The sequence below is a fragment of the Shinella sp. 20P9.1.1 genome (assembly GCF_057798995.1).
Genome location: NZ_JBYOLC010000004.1, coordinates 367,684 through 385,671 on the forward strand (window position 1 = coordinate 367,684; position 17,988 = coordinate 385,671).

16 protein-coding genes are annotated in these 17,988 nt (G+C 64.0%); 9 read left to right on the forward strand and 7 right to left on the reverse strand.

The genetic code is table 11. The annotated features are described in order from the left end of the window. Positions 1-228 precede the first annotated feature (228 nt). The gene (locus AC27VQ_RS09805; RefSeq protein WP_488716129.1) at positions 229-1,410 is read left to right on the forward strand and encodes an FAD-dependent oxidoreductase; all 1,182 of its coding nucleotides are present in this window, start codon (positions 229-231) and stop codon (positions 1,408-1,410) included. A gap of 1 nt (position 1,411) precedes the next feature. Here the strand turns inward: AC27VQ_RS09805 and blaOXA are convergent, their stop codons facing one another. Next, positions 1,412-2,218 carry a class D beta-lactamase gene (blaOXA, locus tag AC27VQ_RS09810; protein WP_488716130.1) on the reverse strand — a complete coding sequence of 269 codons (807 nt, stop codon included), beginning with the start codon at positions 2,216-2,218 and terminating at the stop codon, positions 1,412-1,414. Between the two features lie 109 nt (positions 2,219-2,327). Here blaOXA and AC27VQ_RS09815 point away from each other — a divergent pair, with 109 nt between their 5' ends. Beyond that, positions 2,328-3,215: a LysR family transcriptional regulator gene (locus tag AC27VQ_RS09815; RefSeq protein ID WP_488716131.1), complete on the forward strand. Its 888-nt coding sequence runs from the start codon at positions 2,328-2,330 to the stop codon at positions 3,213-3,215. Between the two features lie 6 nt (positions 3,216-3,221). Here AC27VQ_RS09815 and AC27VQ_RS09820 read toward each other — a convergent pair whose 3' ends face one another. The 3 genes from AC27VQ_RS09820 to AC27VQ_RS09830 all read right to left on the reverse strand — a co-directional run bounded on the left by AC27VQ_RS09820 (position 3,222) and on the right by AC27VQ_RS09830 (position 5,907). Further along, a complete protein-coding gene (locus AC27VQ_RS09820; protein WP_488716132.1) occupies positions 3,222-4,247 on the reverse strand; it encodes a zinc-dependent alcohol dehydrogenase family protein in 1,026 nt (341 codons plus the stop codon). Positions 4,248-4,314: 67 nt separating this feature from the next. After that, positions 4,315-4,974: a dihydrofolate reductase family protein gene (locus AC27VQ_RS09825; RefSeq protein ID WP_488716133.1), complete on the reverse strand. Its 660-nt coding sequence runs from the start codon at positions 4,972-4,974 to the stop codon at positions 4,315-4,317. A gap of 84 nt (positions 4,975-5,058) precedes the next feature. Further along, complete coding sequence (locus AC27VQ_RS09830; protein WP_488716134.1) at positions 5,059-5,907, reverse strand: LytTR family DNA-binding domain-containing protein; 849 nt, start codon at positions 5,905-5,907, stop codon at positions 5,059-5,061. A gap of 57 nt (positions 5,908-5,964) precedes the next feature. Between AC27VQ_RS09830 and AC27VQ_RS09835 the strand changes: the two genes are divergently transcribed. Together AC27VQ_RS09835 and ypfJ are read left to right on the forward strand one after the other, a co-directional pair. Beyond that, on the forward strand, positions 5,965-6,486 hold the full coding sequence (locus AC27VQ_RS09835) for a DUF2306 domain-containing protein (protein WP_488716135.1): 522 nt from the start codon (positions 5,965-5,967) through the stop codon (positions 6,484-6,486). A gap of 109 nt (positions 6,487-6,595) precedes the next feature. Beyond that, the gene (ypfJ, locus tag AC27VQ_RS09840) at positions 6,596-7,540 is read left to right on the forward strand and encodes a KPN_02809 family neutral zinc metallopeptidase (protein ID WP_488716136.1); all 945 of its coding nucleotides are present in this window, start codon (positions 6,596-6,598) and stop codon (positions 7,538-7,540) included. Here the strand turns inward: ypfJ and AC27VQ_RS09845 are convergent. Next, positions 7,524-8,255: a phosphoethanolamine transferase domain-containing protein gene (locus AC27VQ_RS09845; protein ID WP_488716137.1), complete on the reverse strand. Its 732-nt coding sequence runs from the start codon at positions 8,253-8,255 to the stop codon at positions 7,524-7,526. The two genes, ypfJ and AC27VQ_RS09845, sit on opposite strands and share 17 nt — an antisense overlap. 87 nt (positions 8,256-8,342) lie before the next feature. On the opposite strand from AC27VQ_RS09845, the gene AC27VQ_RS09850 reads away from it, so the two are divergent. Next, a complete protein-coding gene (locus AC27VQ_RS09850; RefSeq protein ID WP_488716138.1) occupies positions 8,343-9,596 on the forward strand; it encodes a TCR/Tet family MFS transporter in 1,254 nt (417 codons plus the stop codon). 150 nt (positions 9,597-9,746) lie between these two features. Then, the gene (locus tag AC27VQ_RS09855) at positions 9,747-11,117 is read left to right on the forward strand and encodes an MATE family efflux transporter (protein ID WP_409530325.1); all 1,371 of its coding nucleotides are present in this window, start codon (positions 9,747-9,749) and stop codon (positions 11,115-11,117) included. Positions 11,118-11,197: 80 nt separating this feature from the next. On the opposite strand, the gene carA is transcribed toward AC27VQ_RS09855, so the two are convergent. Beyond that, entirely contained in the window at positions 11,198-12,406 is a 1,209-nt protein-coding gene (gene carA / locus AC27VQ_RS09860; protein WP_488716139.1) for a glutamine-hydrolyzing carbamoyl-phosphate synthase small subunit, read from the reverse strand. Between the two features lie 324 nt (positions 12,407-12,730). Between carA and AC27VQ_RS09865 the strand changes: the two genes are divergently transcribed. Both AC27VQ_RS09865 and dnaG read left to right on the forward strand, forming a co-directional pair. Continuing rightward, complete coding sequence (locus tag AC27VQ_RS09865) at positions 12,731-13,180, forward strand: GatB/YqeY domain-containing protein (protein WP_313522902.1); 450 nt, start codon at positions 12,731-12,733, stop codon at positions 13,178-13,180. Positions 13,181-13,354: 174 nt separating this feature from the next. After that, positions 13,355-15,367, forward strand: coding sequence for a DNA primase (gene dnaG, locus AC27VQ_RS09870; protein WP_488716140.1), 2,013 nt, complete (start codon positions 13,355-13,357; stop codon positions 15,365-15,367). Positions 15,368-15,537: 170 nt separating this feature from the next. Here dnaG and AC27VQ_RS09875 read toward each other — a convergent pair whose 3' ends face one another. Continuing rightward, positions 15,538-15,924: a VOC family protein gene (locus AC27VQ_RS09875; protein ID WP_488716141.1), complete on the reverse strand. Its 387-nt coding sequence runs from the start codon at positions 15,922-15,924 to the stop codon at positions 15,538-15,540. Between the two features lie 134 nt (positions 15,925-16,058). On the opposite strand from AC27VQ_RS09875, the gene recQ reads away from it, so the two are divergent. Further along, a complete protein-coding gene (recQ, locus tag AC27VQ_RS09880) occupies positions 16,059-17,921 on the forward strand; it encodes a DNA helicase RecQ (protein ID WP_488716142.1) in 1,863 nt (620 codons plus the stop codon). Positions 17,922-17,988: the final 67 nt, after the last annotated feature.

The window sequence follows — 17,988 nt, forward strand, 5'->3', positions numbered from 1 at the left end:
GGCATGGTGATGGGTTCACCGGGCCGGGCGCGCAAAAATGGTCTTTCAAGGCTAGAAGCGGCTTATAGGCAAATGACAGGGGGAGCGGAACCCCGAAAATCGCGCAATCGACAGGAAAAGTGCAGGGGGTGTTCCCCAGCCGCATGCCGGCGATATAACAGGCGGCCCTGTAACCCGCTTATTAAGGACCTGTCGGGGCTTTTCAAGATCGATTCCGGGAGGGGAAGCATGCTGCCGCAGGAAACCGATGTGCTGATCGTCGGGGCGGGGCCGACGGGCCTTGCGCTTGCCGTCACCCTGCAACAGGCCGGCCTTCGCCCCGTCATCATCGACCGGCTCGCCGCCGGCCAGAACACCTCGCGCGCCGCCGTCATCCATGCGCACACGCTGGAAGTGCTGGAGCGCATCGGCGTCACGGATGAACTGGAGCGCCGCGGCCTGCCGCTGACGCGCTTTGCGCTGCGCGACCATGACAAGGCGCTGCTCGAACTCGATTTCTCCATGCTGCCCTCGCGCTATGCGGAGGTCCTGATGATTCCCCAGGACGAGACGGAGGCGATCCTGACGGAGCGGCTGGCGGTGCTCGGCGGCAGCGTCGCCCGCGGCGTGACGGCGACGAAAGTGGAAACGGACGCGGGCGGCGCGACCGTTTACCTTGCAACGGAGGACGGTGAACAGGTGATCCAAGCCCGCTACCTTGTTGGCGGTGACGGCATGCACAGCGTGGTGCGCGAGGCGGCCGGCATCGCGTTCGATGGCGAGGCCTATGCGGGCTCCTTCGTGCTGGCGGATGTCCATATGGATTGGGGGTTCAGCGACGAGGTGACCTTGCTCTTCTCGCCGGAAGGCATGGGTGTCGTCGCGCCGCTGCCGGGCGGCCACTTTCGCATCGTCGCACCGGTCGAGGAGGCGCCGCCCGAACCGGATGCCGCTTTCGTGCAGGCGCTGCTGGATGCGCGCGGGCCGCGCACGGTGCCGGGTCGTGTGCGGGATGTGATCTGGAGTTCGCGCTTCCGTGTGCATCACCGCGTCGCCGCGCACTATCGCTCCGGCCCTGTTTTCGTCATGGGCGATGCCGCACATGTGCACAGCCCGGCCGGCGGGCAGGGCATGAACACCGGGATCGTCGATGCCGTGGTGCTGGGGCAGCTGCTGGCCGATGTCCTGAACGGCAAGGCGCCGGAGACGACGCTCGACCTCTATGAGGAGAAGCGCCGCCCGGCTGCGGTGGAGGTGCTGGCGCTCGCCGACCGTCTGACGCGGATGGCGATGGTGCGCAGCGTCTTCGGCCGCATCCTGCGCAATCTCGCCTTGCGCGTCATCGGCGCGTCCCCGGTGTTCCGGCGCAAGCTCGCGCTCAACGTCTCTGGCCTCGCCCGCAAGGGTATGGGCATGGTGCCGCCGCGCTAGATCATTCCGTGGCGAGAATGCCCGGCAGTTCCGCGAGAATGCTGTCGCGTGCCCTCAAGCTCGTGCGCTGCTCCTGCTTCTTCTCATCCTGGATCAGCCGCGCGAAAACCACGGTCTGCTCGCCGCGGCTCGCCCAGCCGACATACCAGCCCCAGGGCGTATTATAGTTGAAGCTGCCGTCGGCCTGGCGCGGGAAGGCCATGCCGGTCTTGCCCTTCGCGTGCCAGCCGCCGCCGATTTCCTGGCCCTCGACGATCTCCATCGCGGCGTCCATGGCGTCGGCGGAGACGGGCAGTTCGTGATTGACCAGCTGCTTCAGGAACGCGACCTGCTCGCGCGGCGAGATTTTCAGGGACGAGGCGATCCAGGACCGTTCCAGCCCATTGTTCTTGCCGGGATCGCCGGTCACATCGGCATTGCCGTAGCCGAAGGCCTCGGCATAGTCGCGCAGCTTCTCGTAGCCCAGGAATTTCGCGATCTGCTGTGAATACCAGACGACGGAATATTTCATCCAGCGCCGCGGTCCGGTCGGCTGGCGCCAGACATCGCCCAGCCAGTCCGGATCGCCTTTCATGAAAGGTAGTTCCGGCTCGTCGGCATTTTCCAGAAAGCCGGAATCGTAGCCCATCACCGCGAGCGGCACCTTGAAGGTGGAGGCGGGGGTGACGCGGCTTTTGCAGTCACCCTTTTCCATGATGACCTCATTGCTGCCGGCATCCGCAACGATGGTACAAATAATGCGGGCTTCGGCCGGCGCCGCGAAGCTTGCAGCCAGCAGGGCGCCGGCGGCGAAAAGACGTTTGTCCATCCCGTTTCCTCTGATTTCGAGTGGTTTGTGCCGCCTTGATAGCAACCGCTTGATGGGCTGACAAAAGATCAATACTGGTCTTAGCCATGAGGAAAACTAGGGCATTGCCATGGTCCGGCCATATCTTCCGCTGAACGCCTTTCGCGCCTTCGAGGCCTCCGCGCGGCATTTGAGTTTCACCCGCGCGGCCATCGAGCTGAACGTCACGCAGGCCGCCGTCAGCCATCAGGTGAAGAGCCTCGAGGACCAGCTCGGGGTCGTGCTGTTCAAGCGCTTGCCGCGCGGGCTGATGATCACTGCGGAGGGCGAGAGCCTGCTGCCGGTGCTGCGCGACAGTTTTGACCGCATGGCCGATGTGGTGGAGCGTTTTCGCGGCGGCCATGTGCGGGAAATCCTGACGGTCGGTGCGGTCGGCACCTTCGCGGTCGGCTGGCTGCTGCCGCGGCTTGCACGTTTTCGCGAGCGCCATCCCTTCGTTGAGGTCAGGCTTTCCACCAACAACAACCGCGTCGATCTCGCCGCCGAAGGGCTCGACTTCGCCGTGCGTTTCGGTGCCGGCGCCTGGCACGGCACGGATGCCGCCAGGCTTTTCGATGCGCCGCTTTCGGTGCTGGCGATCCCGAATGTCGCGCGCGATCTGAAGGCGCCGGAAGACTTGCTTGGCCTGACGCTACTGCGTTCTTACCGCCGCGACGAGTGGACCCGCTGGTTCGAGGCTGCCGGTCTGCCGCGCACGCCGCCACCTCAGAATGCCATCGTCTTCGATACCTCGCTCGCCATGATCGAGGCGGTGTTGCAGGGACTTGGCGTCGGGCTTGCCCCGCCGCTGATGTTTTCGCGGCTGCTGTCCTCCGGTGCCGTCGTGCAGCCGTTCAAGACGAGCGTCGCGCTCGGCAGTTATTGGCTGACATCGCTGCAATCGCGCAGCGTCACGCCGGCCATGGCGGCCTTTTCGGCATGGCTTCGGGAAATGGTGGCGGAGGAGGGGCTGGCCTGACTCCTCTTACAGACCGGGCATGACGAGCACCTTCACCTCGCTGGTGCGTGGCGGGTTCGCCACGGCATCCGGCAGATCGTCTATGCCGATGCGGCGCGAGATCAGCCTATCGACCTTGATCGTATCAGACGCGATCAGTGCCGCGGCACGGCCATGGGCATGCGGGTTGAGGAAGGAGGTGAGGATTTTCACCTCGCGGAACAGCAGGTCGAAGGGTTCGATCTCGACCTTCTCCCCCTTCGGCATCACGCCCAGGATGACCACGGTGCCGCCATTCCGGGCAAGTTTCGGCGCTTGCGCCATGGTTTCCGCCACACCCGCACATTCGATGACGACGTCGGCACCGCCGGGAATGAGGCCGGATTGGCCGGCAATTCCCGCGATTGCATCGCCGGCACCGGGGTCGAAGGAGTGGGTGGCGCCGATTTCCTCGGCCAGCTGCCGGCGCACGGCCTGGCGCGTGACGAGCACGACGGAGGTCGCGCCGGCAAGGCGGGCGAGCTGGACCGTGAGCATGCCGATCACCCCGCCGCCGAGTACCACCACGGAGCTGCCCGGCTCGATGCCCGCCATGTCGATACCGTGTAGGCAGCAAGCCAGCGGCTCGCAGAAGGCGCCATGTTCCGGCGGCAGCGACAGCGGCAGTTCATAGGCCTGCCGCTGCGGCACCAGCACATAGTCGGCAAAGCCGCCGTCGCGGTGGATGCCGATGGCCTGGAGGTTTTCGCAGAGATTGATGCGCCCGCGCCGACATTGCGCGCAGCGGCCACAGGGAATGTTCGGGTCGCCGGTGATGCGCATACCCGGGCGGAAATCGAGGACGGCATCGCCGATGCCCTCGACGATGCCGGAAAATTCATGGCCGAGCGTCACCGGCGGACGGCAGGGAAACGCGCCGTGGAAGAGATGACGGTCGGTGCCGCAGATGCCTGCGGCCTCCACCCGCACGAGAAGATCGTCCGGGCCGGGCACCGGCTTTTCCACGTCGCGAACGATAAAACCGCCGATCGCCTCCAGCCGTGCCGCTTTCATACCATCCTCCCGTTTTCCGCCGGGGAATAGGAACTGCAACGGAGGTGGCGGTCAAGGCCGCACGCGCTCAGGTGAGGTTACGGCGGCGCTCCAGTTCGGCGTCTGTCGGCGTTTCGAATTCGAAGGAGCCGGTGGTGACGTCGCCGGCGCGGGCATATTTGCTGATGACGATGCCGTTTTCGCTGGTGCTCGACGCCACCAGCGTCAGCGCCCGCGGGAAGGAGGTTTCGCCGAACAGCCGCTTGCCCTTGCCGAGAATGACCGGGAAGGTGAAGACGTTGATCTCGTCGATGAGGTCATGTTCGAACAGCGTCTTGAGGAAGTCCGTCGATCCCTGCGTCAGGAGATCCGGCCCGTCTTCACTCTTCAGCGCCTTCACCGCGGCGACCGTGTCGGTGCCCAGCACATGGCTGTTCTGCCAGGTGGTTTTGAAGCCCGGATTGCGGGTGGCGACATATTTGTTGATGCGGTCGAAGAGCGGGCCGATCGGGTCGTTCTTGTCGGCATAGGGCCAGTGGGCGGCGAAGATGTCATAGGTCTTGCGGCCGAGCAGCAGATCGAAGGGATGTGAAAACATCTCGCCGATCGCAGCGCCCATCTTCTCGTCGAAGAGCGGCGCAACCCAGCCGCCGAACGTGAAACCGCCGATCGGATCTTCCTCCGGACCGCCCGGTGCCTGCATGACGCCGTCAAGGCTGATAAAGGCGCCGACAATGATCTTTCTCATGGGGTTCTCCTGGCCGATGTGTTGAATGCATACCTAGAGACGAAAGGCGAAAGGTCGATCCGACACCGCCCTTGAAAAAATCCATCAGCCCCAGCGGCTGCGCACCGCCTCCATGCGGCTGCGGCTGACCGGGATTTCCCGCCCGTCCTTCATCAGGATCGACAGCCGGCCCTCGGAGCGCAGCAATCTATCGACATGCACATCGGCGACGAAATGCGAGCGGTGCACCTGCAAGCCGGCCGTCGCCCCCAACTCCTCAAGCGCATCGGAAAAACGCAGCAGCACCAACTCCCGCCCGCGGCTCGTCGTCACCTCGGTATAGTGATCGGCGACGGTCATGTGCAGGACCGGGCCGCGGTTCTCCTGCTTCAGCCGGCGCAACAGCAGCACCTCGGCGCGCTCCTCCGTTGCGTCGGAAGCAGGCAGTGGTGGTGGCGAAAGCGCCTCGGCCTGCTTGCTGCTCATCGTCATGAAGGTGAGGCCGCAGAAAAGGGCGGAGAGGAGCAAGCCACTGGCGATGCTTTGAACGATGGTTGCCACGGTGGGCGTGCCGCCGAAGGTGGCCAGGCTGATCGCCTCCGTGGCGAGCCCGACGGGCGCGCCGGCGATGAGCGTGCCGATCGCCATGCGTCCGAGAAGGCTCGGCACGCGCTGAAGAAGAAGCGTGTTGACCAGCACGATGGTGACGACCGCGATACTCCAGGCGGCGGCGTGCTGGACGAGCCAGAAGCCGAGGCGCGGCGCAGTGGCCAGACGCTCGGCGGTACCATAGGGACCGGTCACCCAGAAGATCAGCACGACCGCGCCGAAGGTCGCCCAGAAGCGCGGCGCGCGCAGGAAGACCTGCAGCTCACGAAGCGCGGATTGCAGGAAGGGGCGTTCCACGAAGTATTCCGTCCATTCGGGCCAAAGCGTTTGAGGCGGGCCGATCATTGGCCGAAGACGGCGGCGAATTCAACCGCCCCTTTCCACCGAACCACCGAGTTTGCCATGACCTTCGAACCGCTCCTCAACGCCTCCTTCGCCATTCAGTTTCATGTCGCGACGGTGCTGCCGGCCGCCGTGCTCGGTGCCATCCTGCTTGCCCGTCCCAAGGGCAGGCCGGCCCATCGGCTGCTCGGAAAAATCTGGCTGGTGCTGATGGTGCTCACGAGCTTTTCGACCTTTTTCATTCACGGCATCAACACGGTGGGCGGCTTCAGTCCCATCCATCTTCTTTCCATCTATGTCATCGCGAGCAGCGTCCGGGCGATCCAGACGGCACGCCAGCACAATATCCGCGCCCACCGTGCCCATGTCGCCGGCATGTATTTTGGCGGCATCGTGGTGGCGGGGCTTTTCACGCTTGTTCCGCACCGGGTGATGGGCATGATGATCTTCGACGGTACGTCCGGCCTTGCGAGCGGGCTTGCGGCTGCCCTCGTCAGCATGATCTTCGTGGCGGCCGGCGCGCTGGCCATCCGCGAGGCGGGCTGGGGACAGCGTTTCAATGCGATCTTCCGGCGCCGTTGAAACGCTGCTTTTCGTTTTGCAAGGCGGCGCGGCTGGCCCTATAAGTTTTTGCTGAGGAACGAATTCACGCCGTGGACGTTCGTCGGCAATCAATGCGGGGAAATGCGCCATGGAATGGAAAGGTCGTCGCCAGTCGGACAATATCGAGGACCAGCGCGGACCCGGTCCCGGCCCCTCGATGGGGGGAGGCAATCCGTTCGGTCGCGGCAATGGCGGCTTCCGCATCCCGATGGGTGGCGGACGCAGCGCCGGCGGCGGCATGAGCATCGGCACCATCATCTTCCTCGTCGTCATCTACTTCATTTTCAAGGCGATGGGCATCGACCTGTTGCAGGTGATGGGTGACGGCGGCGGGCAGCCGAGCCGCCCCGGCTTCGAGCAGACCGACAATGCCAGCCAGCGCTCGTCGCCGAAGGAAGAGGAAACCAAGGCCTTCATGGCAACGGTTCTCGCCGAGACGGAAGACACCTGGAACGGCATTTTCCAGGCGGCCGGCGAGCGTTACGAGGAGCCGAAGATGGTGCTGTTCTCCGGCTCCGTCAAATCGGCCTGCGGCTTTGCCTCCGCGGCCTCCGGCCCGTTTTATTGCCCGGGTGACCGCAAGGTCTATCTCGACATGAGCTTCTTCGACGAGCTTGCCAACAAGTTCGATGCGGCGGGCGACTTCGCACAGGCTTATGTCGTCGCGCATGAAGTCGGCCACCATGTGCAGAACCTCACCGGCGTGCTGCCGCGCTTCAACCAGCAGCGCCAGCGCATGAGCGAGGTCGAGGCCAACCAGATGTCGATCCGCGTCGAGCTTCAGGCCGATTGTTATGCCGGCATCTGGGGCAAGTACACCCAGCAGAAGGGCTTGCTTGAGAGCGGCGACCTTGAGGAGGCGCTGAACGCCGCAACGCAGATCGGTGACGATACGCTGCAGAAGCGCATGCAGGGCTATGTCGTTCCCGAAAGCTTCAACCACGGCACCTCGGACCAGCGCCGCCGCTGGTTCAAGCGCGGCTTCGATACCGGCCGGGTCGATGCCTGCGATACGTTCAAGGGTGAGCCGTAACCGCCGAGCCGGCGTCTCCGACGCCGGCAATTTCCTCTCCGGCAATCGCAACATAGTCCGTCAGGTGGATCGTCATCACTGATAGTGCGATGGCGATGGCAGGAATGGCGACCGCGAGATTGCCGCGCATCTGCCAAAAGAACGAGCCGTGCCGGATGCGGATCCACAGGAGCAGCGCCACCGGCAGGAGGCCGAACAGCGCCATATGCGTGGCGAAGCTGGCGATATCGCCGCCAAAGGCCCGGAAGGGGCTATCCCGATCCAAAAGCCAGACCGCACCGGCAGTAAGAAGCACCAGCGCGACGAGTAGCGGCTTCATCATCATTTTCTTCCAAGACACGATCACGCATGTCCCGACGAAGAGGCAGGCCAGTCCCGCCGTCAGGAGAGCGAGTGTGCCGGGCCGCTCGCCAAGCCGCGCCAGGGTCTCGGGCCAGAAATCCCGGATGATGAGAAAAAAGAGATAGAGGCCTGTGACGATGCTGACGGACTGGCTTGCCAAAACCGGTCTCGGAAAGACCGAAGGGTAGGTCTGGGGCGTCATGGTGACCTCGCGAGGAATGCCGGCCTCGGCCTTCCCGAGGGGAAATCCGGTCCGAGCCGCAACTTTCCACGAGAAAGCTGACAATACGCTGACGGTCGGCGCGGCCAGGGCATTTGCCGCCGATCCCTCAAGGAAACGCATCGCAATCATCAAAAGATTTGCAATGTTCACGGATTGTTTCGCTGTGAAAACTTAATTAGAAGTCGGCACCTGACATTTTGCCCGCGGCGTGGGCGCCATTCTTTTCGAGGTCTTTCCATGATCGATGCCAGGTCCACCCGGCGGGGGCTCTTTCTCGTCTTCATGATCATGTTCCTCGATGTGATCGGCATCGCCATCATCATGCCGGTCCTGCCGGCCTATTTGCGCGAACTGACGGGCGACGATCTCAGCCAGGCGGCAATCGACGGCGGCTGGCTGCTGCTGGTCTATGCCGGCATGCAGTTTCTCTTCGCACCCTTCATCGGCAACCTGTCGGATCGTTTCGGGCGGCGGCCGGTGCTGCTGGCCTGTGTCCTGACTTTCGCCATCGACAATCTCATCTGCGCTCTGGCGACCAGCTATTGGATGCTGTTCATCGGGCGCATCCTGGCGGGCATCAGCGGCGCGAGTTTTTCCACCGCGGCCGCCTATATCGCGGATATCTCGAACGACGAAACGCGGGCGAAAAACTTCGGGCTGATGGGCATCGCCTTCGGCACGGGCTTCGTCATCGGGCCTGTCATCGGCGGCGTGCTCGGCGAGTTCGGTCCGCGCGTTCCCTTCTATGGCGCGGCGGCCATCGCCTTTCTCAATTTCATCGCAGCCTGGATCCTGCTGCCCGAGACCCTCGACATGAAGAACCGCCGCCGCTTCGAGCTGTCGCGCGCCAATCCGCTCGGCGCGCTCCTGCAGATGCGCAATTATAAAGGCGTGCTCTGGGTCGGCCTCGTCTTCTTCTGCTATAACCTGTCGCACGCGGTCTATCCCGCCGTCTGGCCCTTCGTTGCGGCGCTGCGTTATGGCTGGAGCGAAGGGCAGATCGGCCTGTCGCTCGGTGTTTTCGGCATCGGCGGGGCGATTGTTATGGGCTTCGTTCTGCCGCGCGTCGTGCCGAAACTCGGGGAATACCGCACGGCCGTCATCGGCCTCTGTTTCTCGGTGCTGGGGCTTTCGGGCTACGCCGCCGCCTATCAGGGCTGGATGGTCTATGCCGTGATCCTGCTGACGGCGCTCGAAAGCCTTGCCGATCCGCCGCTGCGCTCCATCGCCTCGGCCCGCGTGCCGCCCTCGGCACAGGGCGAGTTGCAGGGCGCGCTGACCAGCGTCTCCAGCATCACCACCATCATCGGGCCGTTGATCTTCACCCAGGCATTCAGCCACTTCACCGGACCCCAGGCACCCGTCGTCTTTGCCGGTGCGCCCTATGCGGTGGCGGCCGCGATCCTCTTCGTCGGCCTCCTGATCTTCATAATCAGGCTGCGTGGGGCAGGAACAGGTCCGACGGAGAAATTGACGCGGGAAGGGGCTTGAACCGCTTTCAAACGTGACATTTCGACGAAATTTTCGAGAAAACGCGGTCGTTTTGACCGCAATCGCGCATTTTTGATGAGATCATCAATCCTATTCGATTGATCGCGGCCGAAACTTGTGATCGGAAGCGATGCGAAAGTGAGAACTATTATGCACATGGCAACGCATCGCGCGGACAACAGCTGGCGCGCCCATTTCCGGGCGACCTTCGCCTTGGGTGTGCCGCTGATCGGCGCCCAGCTGGCCCAGCTCGGCATTCATACGACCGACGTCGTCATCGTCGGCCGCCTCGGTGCTGTTCCTCTCGCGGCCCTGGTCCTGTCCAGCCAGTTCTTCTTCACGCTGTTCATTTTCGGCTCCGGCTTTGCCAATGCCGTGATGCCGATGGTCGCGCAGGCCTATGGGCGCGGTGACCCGGTCGCGGTGCGCCGGGCAGTCCGCATGGGCATGTGGGTCGTGCTCCTCTATTCGGCACTGACGGCGCCGATCTTCTACAATGCGGAACGCATCCTGCTCTATGCCGGCCAGAAGCCGGAAGTGGCCGCCCTTGCCGGCGGCTACTTGAAGATCGTGCAATGGGGTATGGCGCCTGCGCTGCTGTTCATGACGCTGCGCGGCCTCGTCAGCGCGGTCGGCCGCGCTGGCATCGTGCTCTATGTCACCATCACGATCCTGTCGATCAACGCCTTCTTCGCCTATGCGCTGGTGCTTGGCCGTTTCGGCTTCCCGACCCTGGGCATCCAGGGTGCGGCCATCGTCTCGGTCGCGGTCAATATCCTGAGCTTCCTGCTTCTGACCGCCTATATCCAGTGGCGGCCGGAGATGCGCCGCTACGAACTCTTCGTGCGCTTCTGGCGGCCGGACTGGCCGGCGTTCCGCGAGGTCGTGCATCTCGGTCTGCCGATCGGCTTCACCATGCTGGCGGAAGTCGGCCTCTTCACCGGTGCGTCGCTGCTGATGGGCAATATCGGCACGCTGGAACTCGCAGCCCACGGCATCGCGCTGCAGCTGGCCTCCATCGCCTTCATGATTCCGCTCGGCCTGGCGCAGGCAGGCACGGTGCGCGTCGGCGTCGCCCATGGCCGCGCCGATCATCTCGCCGTTGTACGAGCTTCCTTGGCCGTGCTTGCTGTTGCGGTGGTCATTTCCATAAGCGGCGGCGTGCTCTTTGCCAGCATCCCCACGACGCTCGCCGCAATCTTCCTCGACGAGGCAGGCAAGGATTCGGCGGCGGTTCTGGCGATCGCCGGCCCCTTCGTCGTCATCGCCGGCATTTTCCAGCTGGTCGACGGCCTCCAGGCCATCGCCGCCGGCCTGCTGCGCGGCCTCAAGGATACCCGTATCCCGATGGTCATGGCGCTGATCTCCTATTGGCCGATCGGCTTCTTCTGCGCCTGGTTCTTCGCCTTCCCGGGCGGCTTCGGCGGCGTCGGCATCTGGTTCGGCTTTGTCGGTGGGCTTGCCGCAGCAGCAGTCCTGCTCAACTGGCGCTTCTACCGGCTGGTGCGGCAGAGAGCGTAACCACCAAACGAAATTGCCCAATGAAGAAGGCCCCGGAGATGATCTCCGGGGCCTTTTGAATGTCGATGGATCGAGACCGCTTATGCCCTTTCCGGCAGGGCGTCCTCGCCCTTCTTCTCGCGCACCAGATTGATGAAGCGGCGGAAGAGGTAGTGGCTGTCCTGCGGGCCGGGGGAGGCTTCCGGGTGGTGCTGCACGGAGAAGACCGGCTTGCCGACGATGCGCAGGCCGCAATTCGTGCCGTCAAACAGCGAGACGTGGGTCTCTTCCACACCCTCGGGGAGCGAGGTCGAGGCGACGGCGAAGCCGTGGTTCATCGAGACGATTTCTACCTTGCCGGTCGTGTGGTCCTTCACCGGGTGGTTTGCGCCATGGTGGCCCTGGTGCATCTTTTCGGTGGTAGCGCCGACGGCGAGGCCGAGCATCTGGTGGCCGAGGCAGATGCCGAAGATCGGCAGGCCGCTTTCGATCAGCTTTTTGATGACCGGGACGGCATATTCGCCGGTTGCGGCGGGGTCCCCCGGGCCGTTTGACAGGAAGACGCCGTCCGGCTTCTGCGCCAGCACGTCTTCGGCGCTGGTCGTTGCCGGCATGACGGTGACCTTGCAGCCGAGGCCGGCAAAGAGGCGCAGGATGTTGCGCTTCACACCATAGTCGAGCGCGACGATGTGGTACTTCACGTCGCCGTCCGCGAGGTCTTCGGCGCCTTCATTCCACACCCAGGGCTTTTCGCTCCAGCGCGAGGACTGGCCGGAGGTGGCGACCTTGGCGAGGTCGAGACCGACGAGGCCGCTCCAGGCCTTCGCTTCCGCCTTCAGCGTATCGATGTCGAAGACGCCGTTCGGGTCATGCGCGATGACGGCGTTCGGTGCACCGTTTTCGCGGATCCAGGCGGTCAGCGCGCGTGTGTCGATGCCAGAAAGGCCGATGATGCCGCGGGCCTTCAGCCAGGCATCGAGATGTTTTGCCGAGCGGTAGTTCGAGGGATCCGTGATATCGGCCTTGAAGATTGTGCCGACGGCGCCGTGGCGGGCGGCGGGCGTCAGGTCTTCGATGTCCTCGTCATTTGCGCCGATATTGCCGATATGCGGGAAGGTGAAGGTGACGATCTGGCCGAGATAGGAGGGGTCGGTCAGGATTTCCTGGTAGCCCGTCAGCGCCGTGTTGAAGCAGACTTCCGCGGTCACCTTGCCGGTGGCGCCGATGCCCTTGCCTTCGATGACCGTGCCGTCGGCGAGGACGAGCAGGGCGGTCGGCTTTTCAGTGGTCCATGCGGGGGTCGAGGTCATGTTCATCCCGTTTCCGGCACCGAGCACCACCGGCTTGAAAGCCGGGGGACCAGGCACCATTTGAGGTCGCAGGCAAAGGCGCGCGGAAACCCGCGTTGGTTCGCCCTGATTGCCAAATTTCGTGCAGGTGCCGGAAAATAGACAAAGCGGATGACGGGGTCAACCGCCGCCTGTGGATTGCGTTGAATTATAAAGCGTTTGGAATCAACCGCTTGCGCAATCCGTTTGCGGATGTGGCCTTTGCCGGTCTATGAGCATGCACACGTAAACGACGACAAGGCTTGGTCGCGCATCCCGCGCCGACCGCCTTTCATGGAGAAAAGAATGCGCGAAATCTTCGCAAACGACCTGAAGGAAGCCCTCAAGGCAAAGGACGCCTGCCGTGTTTCCACGCTGCGCCTGATCCAGGCGACGCTGAAGGACCGCGACATCGCCAACCGCGGCGTGGGCAAGGGCCCGGTCGAGGACGACGAAGTGCTGCAGATCCTCGCCAAGATGATCAAGCAGCGCGAGGAATCGGCAAAGATCTTTGCCGATAACGGCCGCCCGGAGCTTGCCGCCCAGGAGCAGCAGGAAATTGCCGTGATCAAGGGCTTCCTGCCCGAGCAGCTCTCCGACGAGAAGGTGCGCGAGCTGATTTCCGGCGTCATCGCCGAGATCGGCGCACAGGGCCTGCGCGACATGGGCAAGGTCATGGCCGTGCTCAAGGAGCGTTTCCCTGGCCAGATGGATTTCGCCAAGGCCTCGGGCGTGGTCAAGGACCTGTTGAAGTAACGGGCAATGGGTGTCGAGTGGGAAGGGCGGCTTGAAGCCGCCCTTTTTGTTTTCGGCATGCCTTCTGGCAGGTTGGCGCAACGGTGACCGTGGGCCTGTGAATTGCTGTGGGCGGGCGACTATCGCTGGCGGCTGGCCCCATGGATGGTTATATGAACCCCAACCGAGGTTGCCATGCGCTTTTCCAACGCTTTTCTAGACGAGATCCGTGACCGCGTCCCCATTTCGGACGTGATCGGCCGGCGCGTGACCTTCGACCGCAAGAAGACCAATGTCTCGCGCGGCGACTACTGGGCGTGCTGCCCGTTCCACGGCGAGAAGTCGCCGAGCTTTCACTGCGAGAACCGCAAGGGCCGCTACCATTGTTTCGGCTGCGGCGTTTCGGGCGATCATTTCCGCTTCCTCACCGATCTCGACGGGCTGTCCTTCCCCGAGGCCGTGCAGCAGATCGCCGACATGGCGGGCGTCGCCATGCCCCAGCCGGACGTGCAGGCCGAACAGCGTGAAAAGGAGCGCATGGGCCTCGTCGAGGTCATGGAAATGGCGACCCGCTTCTTCGAAGACCAGCTCCAGACGCCCGCGGGCGCCAAGGCGCGCGCCTATCTGCGCGACCGCGGCCTGACGGGTCGCACCATCGAGACCTTCCGCCTGGGCTTTGCCACGGACAGCCGCAACGCGCTGAAGGAGCACCTCGCCGGCAAGGGCGTGCCGAAGGAAGCGATCGAGGCCTGCGGTCTTGTCGTTCATGGGCCGGAAATCCCGGTGTCCTATGACCGTTTCCGCGATCGCATCATGTTCCCGATCCTGTCGATCCGCGAAAAGGTCATCGCCTTCGGTGGGCGCGCCATGTCGCCGGATGCGCCGGCCAAGTATCTGAATTCCAACGAGACGGAACTCTTCCACAAGGGCAATGTTCTCTATAATCACGCCCGCGCCCGCAAGAGCATGCAAGGGGCAGGCCGCGCCGGCAATGCCGCGCAAGACGAAAGAACCACCGGCACCATCATTGCCGTCGAAGGCTATATGGACGTGATCGCGCTCTACCAGGCCGGCATCGAAAACGCCGTGGCACCGCTCGGCACCGCGCTCACCGAAAACCAGCTGGACCTGCTTTGGAAGATGACGCCGGAGCCGGTGCTGTGTTTCGACGGCGATGGCGCCGGCATCCGCGCGGCCAATCGCGCCGCCGATCTCGCGCTGCCCTTCATCAAGCCGGAGCGCACCGTGCGCTTCGCCCTGCTGCCCGATGGCAAGGACCCGGACGATCTCGTGCGCCATGAGGGCCGGGCGCCCTTCGACAAGGTGATGGCGAGTGCCCGCCCGCTGGCGGAGATGATCTGGAACCGCGAGGTGCAGGGCGCGAATTTCGAGACGCCGGAAAGCCGCGCGGCGCTGGAGGCGCGCCTGCGCCAGATCACGGCGGTCATTGCCGACGAGGACGTGCGCCGCCACTACCAGCAGGACATGCGCGACCGGCTGAACACCTTCTTCCGTCCCGTCCAGCGGCAGGGCGGCAACAATAGCGGCGGAAGCTTTTCCGGCAACCGGCAGCCGAGGGGTGGCGGAGGCCGGGGTGCTGCGCAGGGCAATGCGATGCCGTCAGGCATCTCCGACCGGCTTGCCCGTTCGGCGCTGGTGCGCGGTGCGCAGGAACTGCCGGCACTTCGCGAAAGCGTGCTGGCGCTCACGGTGGTCAATCATCCCGACCTTCTCTTCAGTCATTATGACGAGATCGCCATCATCGAATATGAGAACCGCGACCTGCAACGCCTCTGGTCGTCGCTGATCGGCATTGCCGGTGCCGTCGGTGCGCGGCTTGACCGCGCCCGGTTGATCGAGGAGCTGGAGGCCGCCGGTTTTGAAGCGCTGCTCAAGGGCCTCGAGCAACAGGTGCGCAACTCCCGCCTCTGGACGGCAACGGCCGAGGCCGCCTCCGAGGATGCGAACGAAGGCTACCAGCAGGCCCTCGCCCTGCACAAGCGCACCCGCGCCCTGCTCTGGCAGCGTCGTGAACTCGAACGCGACCTGGCGCTCGCGACGGAGGAGGGCGACGGCGAACGCGTGCCGCAAATCCTTCGCGCTCTGCAGGAAGTGCAGAACGAGACCGTCCGCCTGGAAAGCCAGGAAGCGATCATCGAGGGTTTTGGCGTCATGTCCGGCCGTGTGAAAGGCCCAGCTGCACGCTAGAGCAATTCCAGCAAAAGTGCGCAGCGGTTTTGCGTCCGGAATTGCGTGTAAACAAAGAGAGAGAGCATTTCCGCGATTCGGAGAAAAGCGGAAAGGCTCTAGCGCCGGCAATGCCTATCGGTTCGTTCAGGCAGGCTGTCGAGCCATGCGTTGCGGGCCAGCCGCCACCTTCATCCGTTGAAGACGATGGCCAGCTTATTGCCCGAGGGGTCGCGAACATAGGCGGAATACCAGTCCGGACCATAGTGCGGACGCGGGCCGGGTGGACCGTCGTCCGTGCCGCCATGGGCGAGTGCTGCGGCATGAAATGCATCGACAACGCTCTGCGCGGCCGCCGGGAAGCCGATCATCGTGCCGTTTCCGACGCTGGGGGCTGCGCCATCGAAGGGCGTGCAGAGCCACAGGGTGAAACCGTCCGGCCCACCGTTTTTGGAATAGCTGCGCCATCCGGGAAAATCGTCCCGCACGGCCCATCCGATCGTTGCGAGCACCGCATCGTAGAACGTCGCTGTCGCGGCGGCGTCCGAAGCGCCGAGTGTTGCATAGACATCCGTCATGCTTTTTCCTCCACGACTGCAACTTTATCTTGAATTTGGAACAAATAAAGAACATTGTGTTTGACGTTAAAAGTCGGGGGCAAGAGGTTGCCGATGTGGACGGGCTGGCAAGAATGGGGGAAAACGTGCTGACCATGACCCAGACCAGATCCTCCAGTTCCCTTGCCGCGCTTTTCGATGCGCCTGTTGCCACGCCGCTCGACGTGCTGAAGCGCGTCTATGGCTATGACGCCTTTCGCGGCAAGCAGCAGGCCGTGGTGGAGCATGTCGCCCAGGGCGGTGATGCCGTCGTGCTGTTCCCGACGGGCGCCGGCAAGTCGCTGTGTTTCCAGATCCCCGCGCTCTGCCGGCAGGGCGTCGGCATCGTTATCTCGCCGCTGATCGCGTTGATGCGCGACCAGGTGGAGGCGCTGAAGCAGCTCGGCGTGCGGGCGGCCGGGCTCAATTCGTCGCTGTCGCGCGAGGAGTTCTTTGCCGTTCGCGACGCGATGCGCGCCGGCGAACTCGACCTTCTCTATGTCACGCCGGAGCGAATCGTCACCGATGGTTTTGCCGAACTCGTCGCGGATGCCAAGATCGCGCTTTTCGCCATCGACGAGGCCCATTGCGTCTCGCAATGGGGGCATGATTTCCGGCCGGAATACCGGGCGCTCGGCATGCTCGGCGAGCGCTATCCCGGCGTGCCGCGCATCGCGCTGACGGCAACGGCCGATCCGCACACGCGCGACGATATCATCGAGCGTCTGGGGCTTGAGGACGCCGAGGTTTTTACGACGAGCTTCGACCGGCCGAACATTTCCTATGAGATCGCCGAGCGTGACCAGCCGCGCCAGCAACTCCTGCGTTTCCTGTCGAAGCACGAGGGCGAGAGCGGCATCGTCTATTGCCTGTCGCGCGCCAAGGTGGAGGACACGGCCGAATGGCTGAACACGCAATGGGTGCGTGCGCTGCCCTATCATGCGGGTTTCGACCGGGCGGTGCGTGATGCCAACCAGGATGCCTTCCTGAAAGAAGAGAACCTCTGCCTAGTGGCCACCGTCGCCTTCGGCATGGGTATCGACAAGCCGGATGTGCGCTATGTCGCCCATCTTGATTTGCCGGGTTCGGTGGAGGCCTATTACCAGGAGACGGGACGCGCCGGGCGTGACGGCCTGCCGTCGGAGGTCTGGATGGCCTATGGCATGGCCGATGTCGTGCAGCGGCGGCGGATGATCGACGAGGGCAATGCGGCCGAGGAGGTCAAGCGCATCGAGCGCGGCAAGCTGACGGCGCTGCTTGCCATCTGCGAGACGGCCGGCTGCCGCCGCAAGGCGATCCTGGCGCATTTCGGCGAGGCGCATGCCGGCGGATGCGGCAATTGCGACACCTGCCGCAACCCGGTCGAGACCTGGGACGGGACCGAGGCGGCGATCAAGGCGCTGGCCGCCGTCTATCGCACCGGCGAGCGGTTCGGCGCGGGCCATGTCATCGACGTGCTCATGGGCGTCGAGAACGAGAAGACGCAGCGTTTCGGCCATACGGAGATGCCCGTCTTCGGCGCCGGCAAGGACATCGCGCCGCGCATCTGGCAGTCGATCTTCCGGCAATTGCTGGCCATGGGCCTGATCAGCGTCGACCATTCGGCCTTCGGTGCGCTGAAGCTGGAGGAGGAGGCGCGTGCCGTCTTCCGCCATGAGCGGGAGGTTCTGTTCCGGAAGGACCGCCCGCAGACAGGACGCAAGGCGAAGGCCGGCAATTCGCCCGCCGCGCGCGAGCGCTCGAACCTGTCGGGTTCGGACCGCGAGCTGTTCGAATTGCTGCGCGCCGAGCGGCTCTCGATCGCCAAGGACCTCGACGTGCCGCCCTATGTGGTCTTCCCGGACACGACGCTCATTGCGCTTGCCAAGGAGCGCCCGAGCGACCTGGAGGAATTGCTCGACATTCCCGGCATCGGCGTGTCCAAGCGCGACCGGTTCGGCGAAGCCTTTCTCGCCGTCATCGAGGAGTTTGCCGGTTAGCCGGATTTTTAGCGGGGAGGTGTCGGAACGTTATCGCCCTGTTCGTCCTTGAGTATGCGCACAGGAG

What these genes read in the sequence shown, in the direction of transcription:
- AC27VQ_RS09865 (WP_313522902.1), top strand. Translation starts at nt 12,731, where the DNA reads ATGCGCGAAATCTTCGCAAACGACCTGAAGGAAGCCCTCAAGGCAAAG.
- AC27VQ_RS09805 (WP_488716129.1), top strand. Translation starts at nt 229, where the DNA reads ATGCTGCCGCAGGAAACCGATGTGCTGATCGTCGGGGCGGGGCCGACG.
- AC27VQ_RS09815 (WP_488716131.1), top strand. Translation starts at nt 2,328, where the DNA reads ATGGTCCGGCCATATCTTCCGCTGAACGCCTTTCGCGCCTTCGAGGCC.
- recQ (WP_488716142.1), top strand. Translation starts at nt 16,059, where the DNA reads ATGACCCAGACCAGATCCTCCAGTTCCCTTGCCGCGCTTTTCGATGCG.
- AC27VQ_RS09830 (WP_488716134.1), bottom strand. Translation starts at nt 5,907, where the DNA reads ATGATCGGCCCGCCTCAAACGCTTTGGCCCGAATGGACGGAATACTTC.
- AC27VQ_RS09835 (WP_488716135.1), top strand. Translation starts at nt 5,965, where the DNA reads ATGACCTTCGAACCGCTCCTCAACGCCTCCTTCGCCATTCAGTTTCAT.
- AC27VQ_RS09855 (WP_409530325.1), top strand. Translation starts at nt 9,747, where the DNA reads ATGCACATGGCAACGCATCGCGCGGACAACAGCTGGCGCGCCCATTTC.
- ypfJ (WP_488716136.1), top strand. Translation starts at nt 6,596, where the DNA reads ATGGAATGGAAAGGTCGTCGCCAGTCGGACAATATCGAGGACCAGCGC.
- AC27VQ_RS09850 (WP_488716138.1), top strand. Translation starts at nt 8,343, where the DNA reads ATGATCGATGCCAGGTCCACCCGGCGGGGGCTCTTTCTCGTCTTCATG.
- AC27VQ_RS09825 (WP_488716133.1), bottom strand. Translation starts at nt 4,974, where the DNA reads ATGAGAAAGATCATTGTCGGCGCCTTTATCAGCCTTGACGGCGTCATG.
- AC27VQ_RS09875 (WP_488716141.1), bottom strand. Translation starts at nt 15,924, where the DNA reads ATGACGGATGTCTATGCAACACTCGGCGCTTCGGACGCCGCCGCGACA.
- dnaG (WP_488716140.1), top strand. Translation starts at nt 13,355, where the DNA reads ATGCGCTTTTCCAACGCTTTTCTAGACGAGATCCGTGACCGCGTCCCC.
- AC27VQ_RS09820 (WP_488716132.1), bottom strand. Translation starts at nt 4,247, where the DNA reads ATGAAAGCGGCACGGCTGGAGGCGATCGGCGGTTTTATCGTTCGCGAC.
- blaOXA (WP_488716130.1), bottom strand. Translation starts at nt 2,218, where the DNA reads ATGGACAAACGTCTTTTCGCCGCCGGCGCCCTGCTGGCTGCAAGCTTC.
- carA (WP_488716139.1), bottom strand. Translation starts at nt 12,406, where the DNA reads ATGACCTCGACCCCCGCATGGACCACTGAAAAGCCGACCGCCCTGCTC.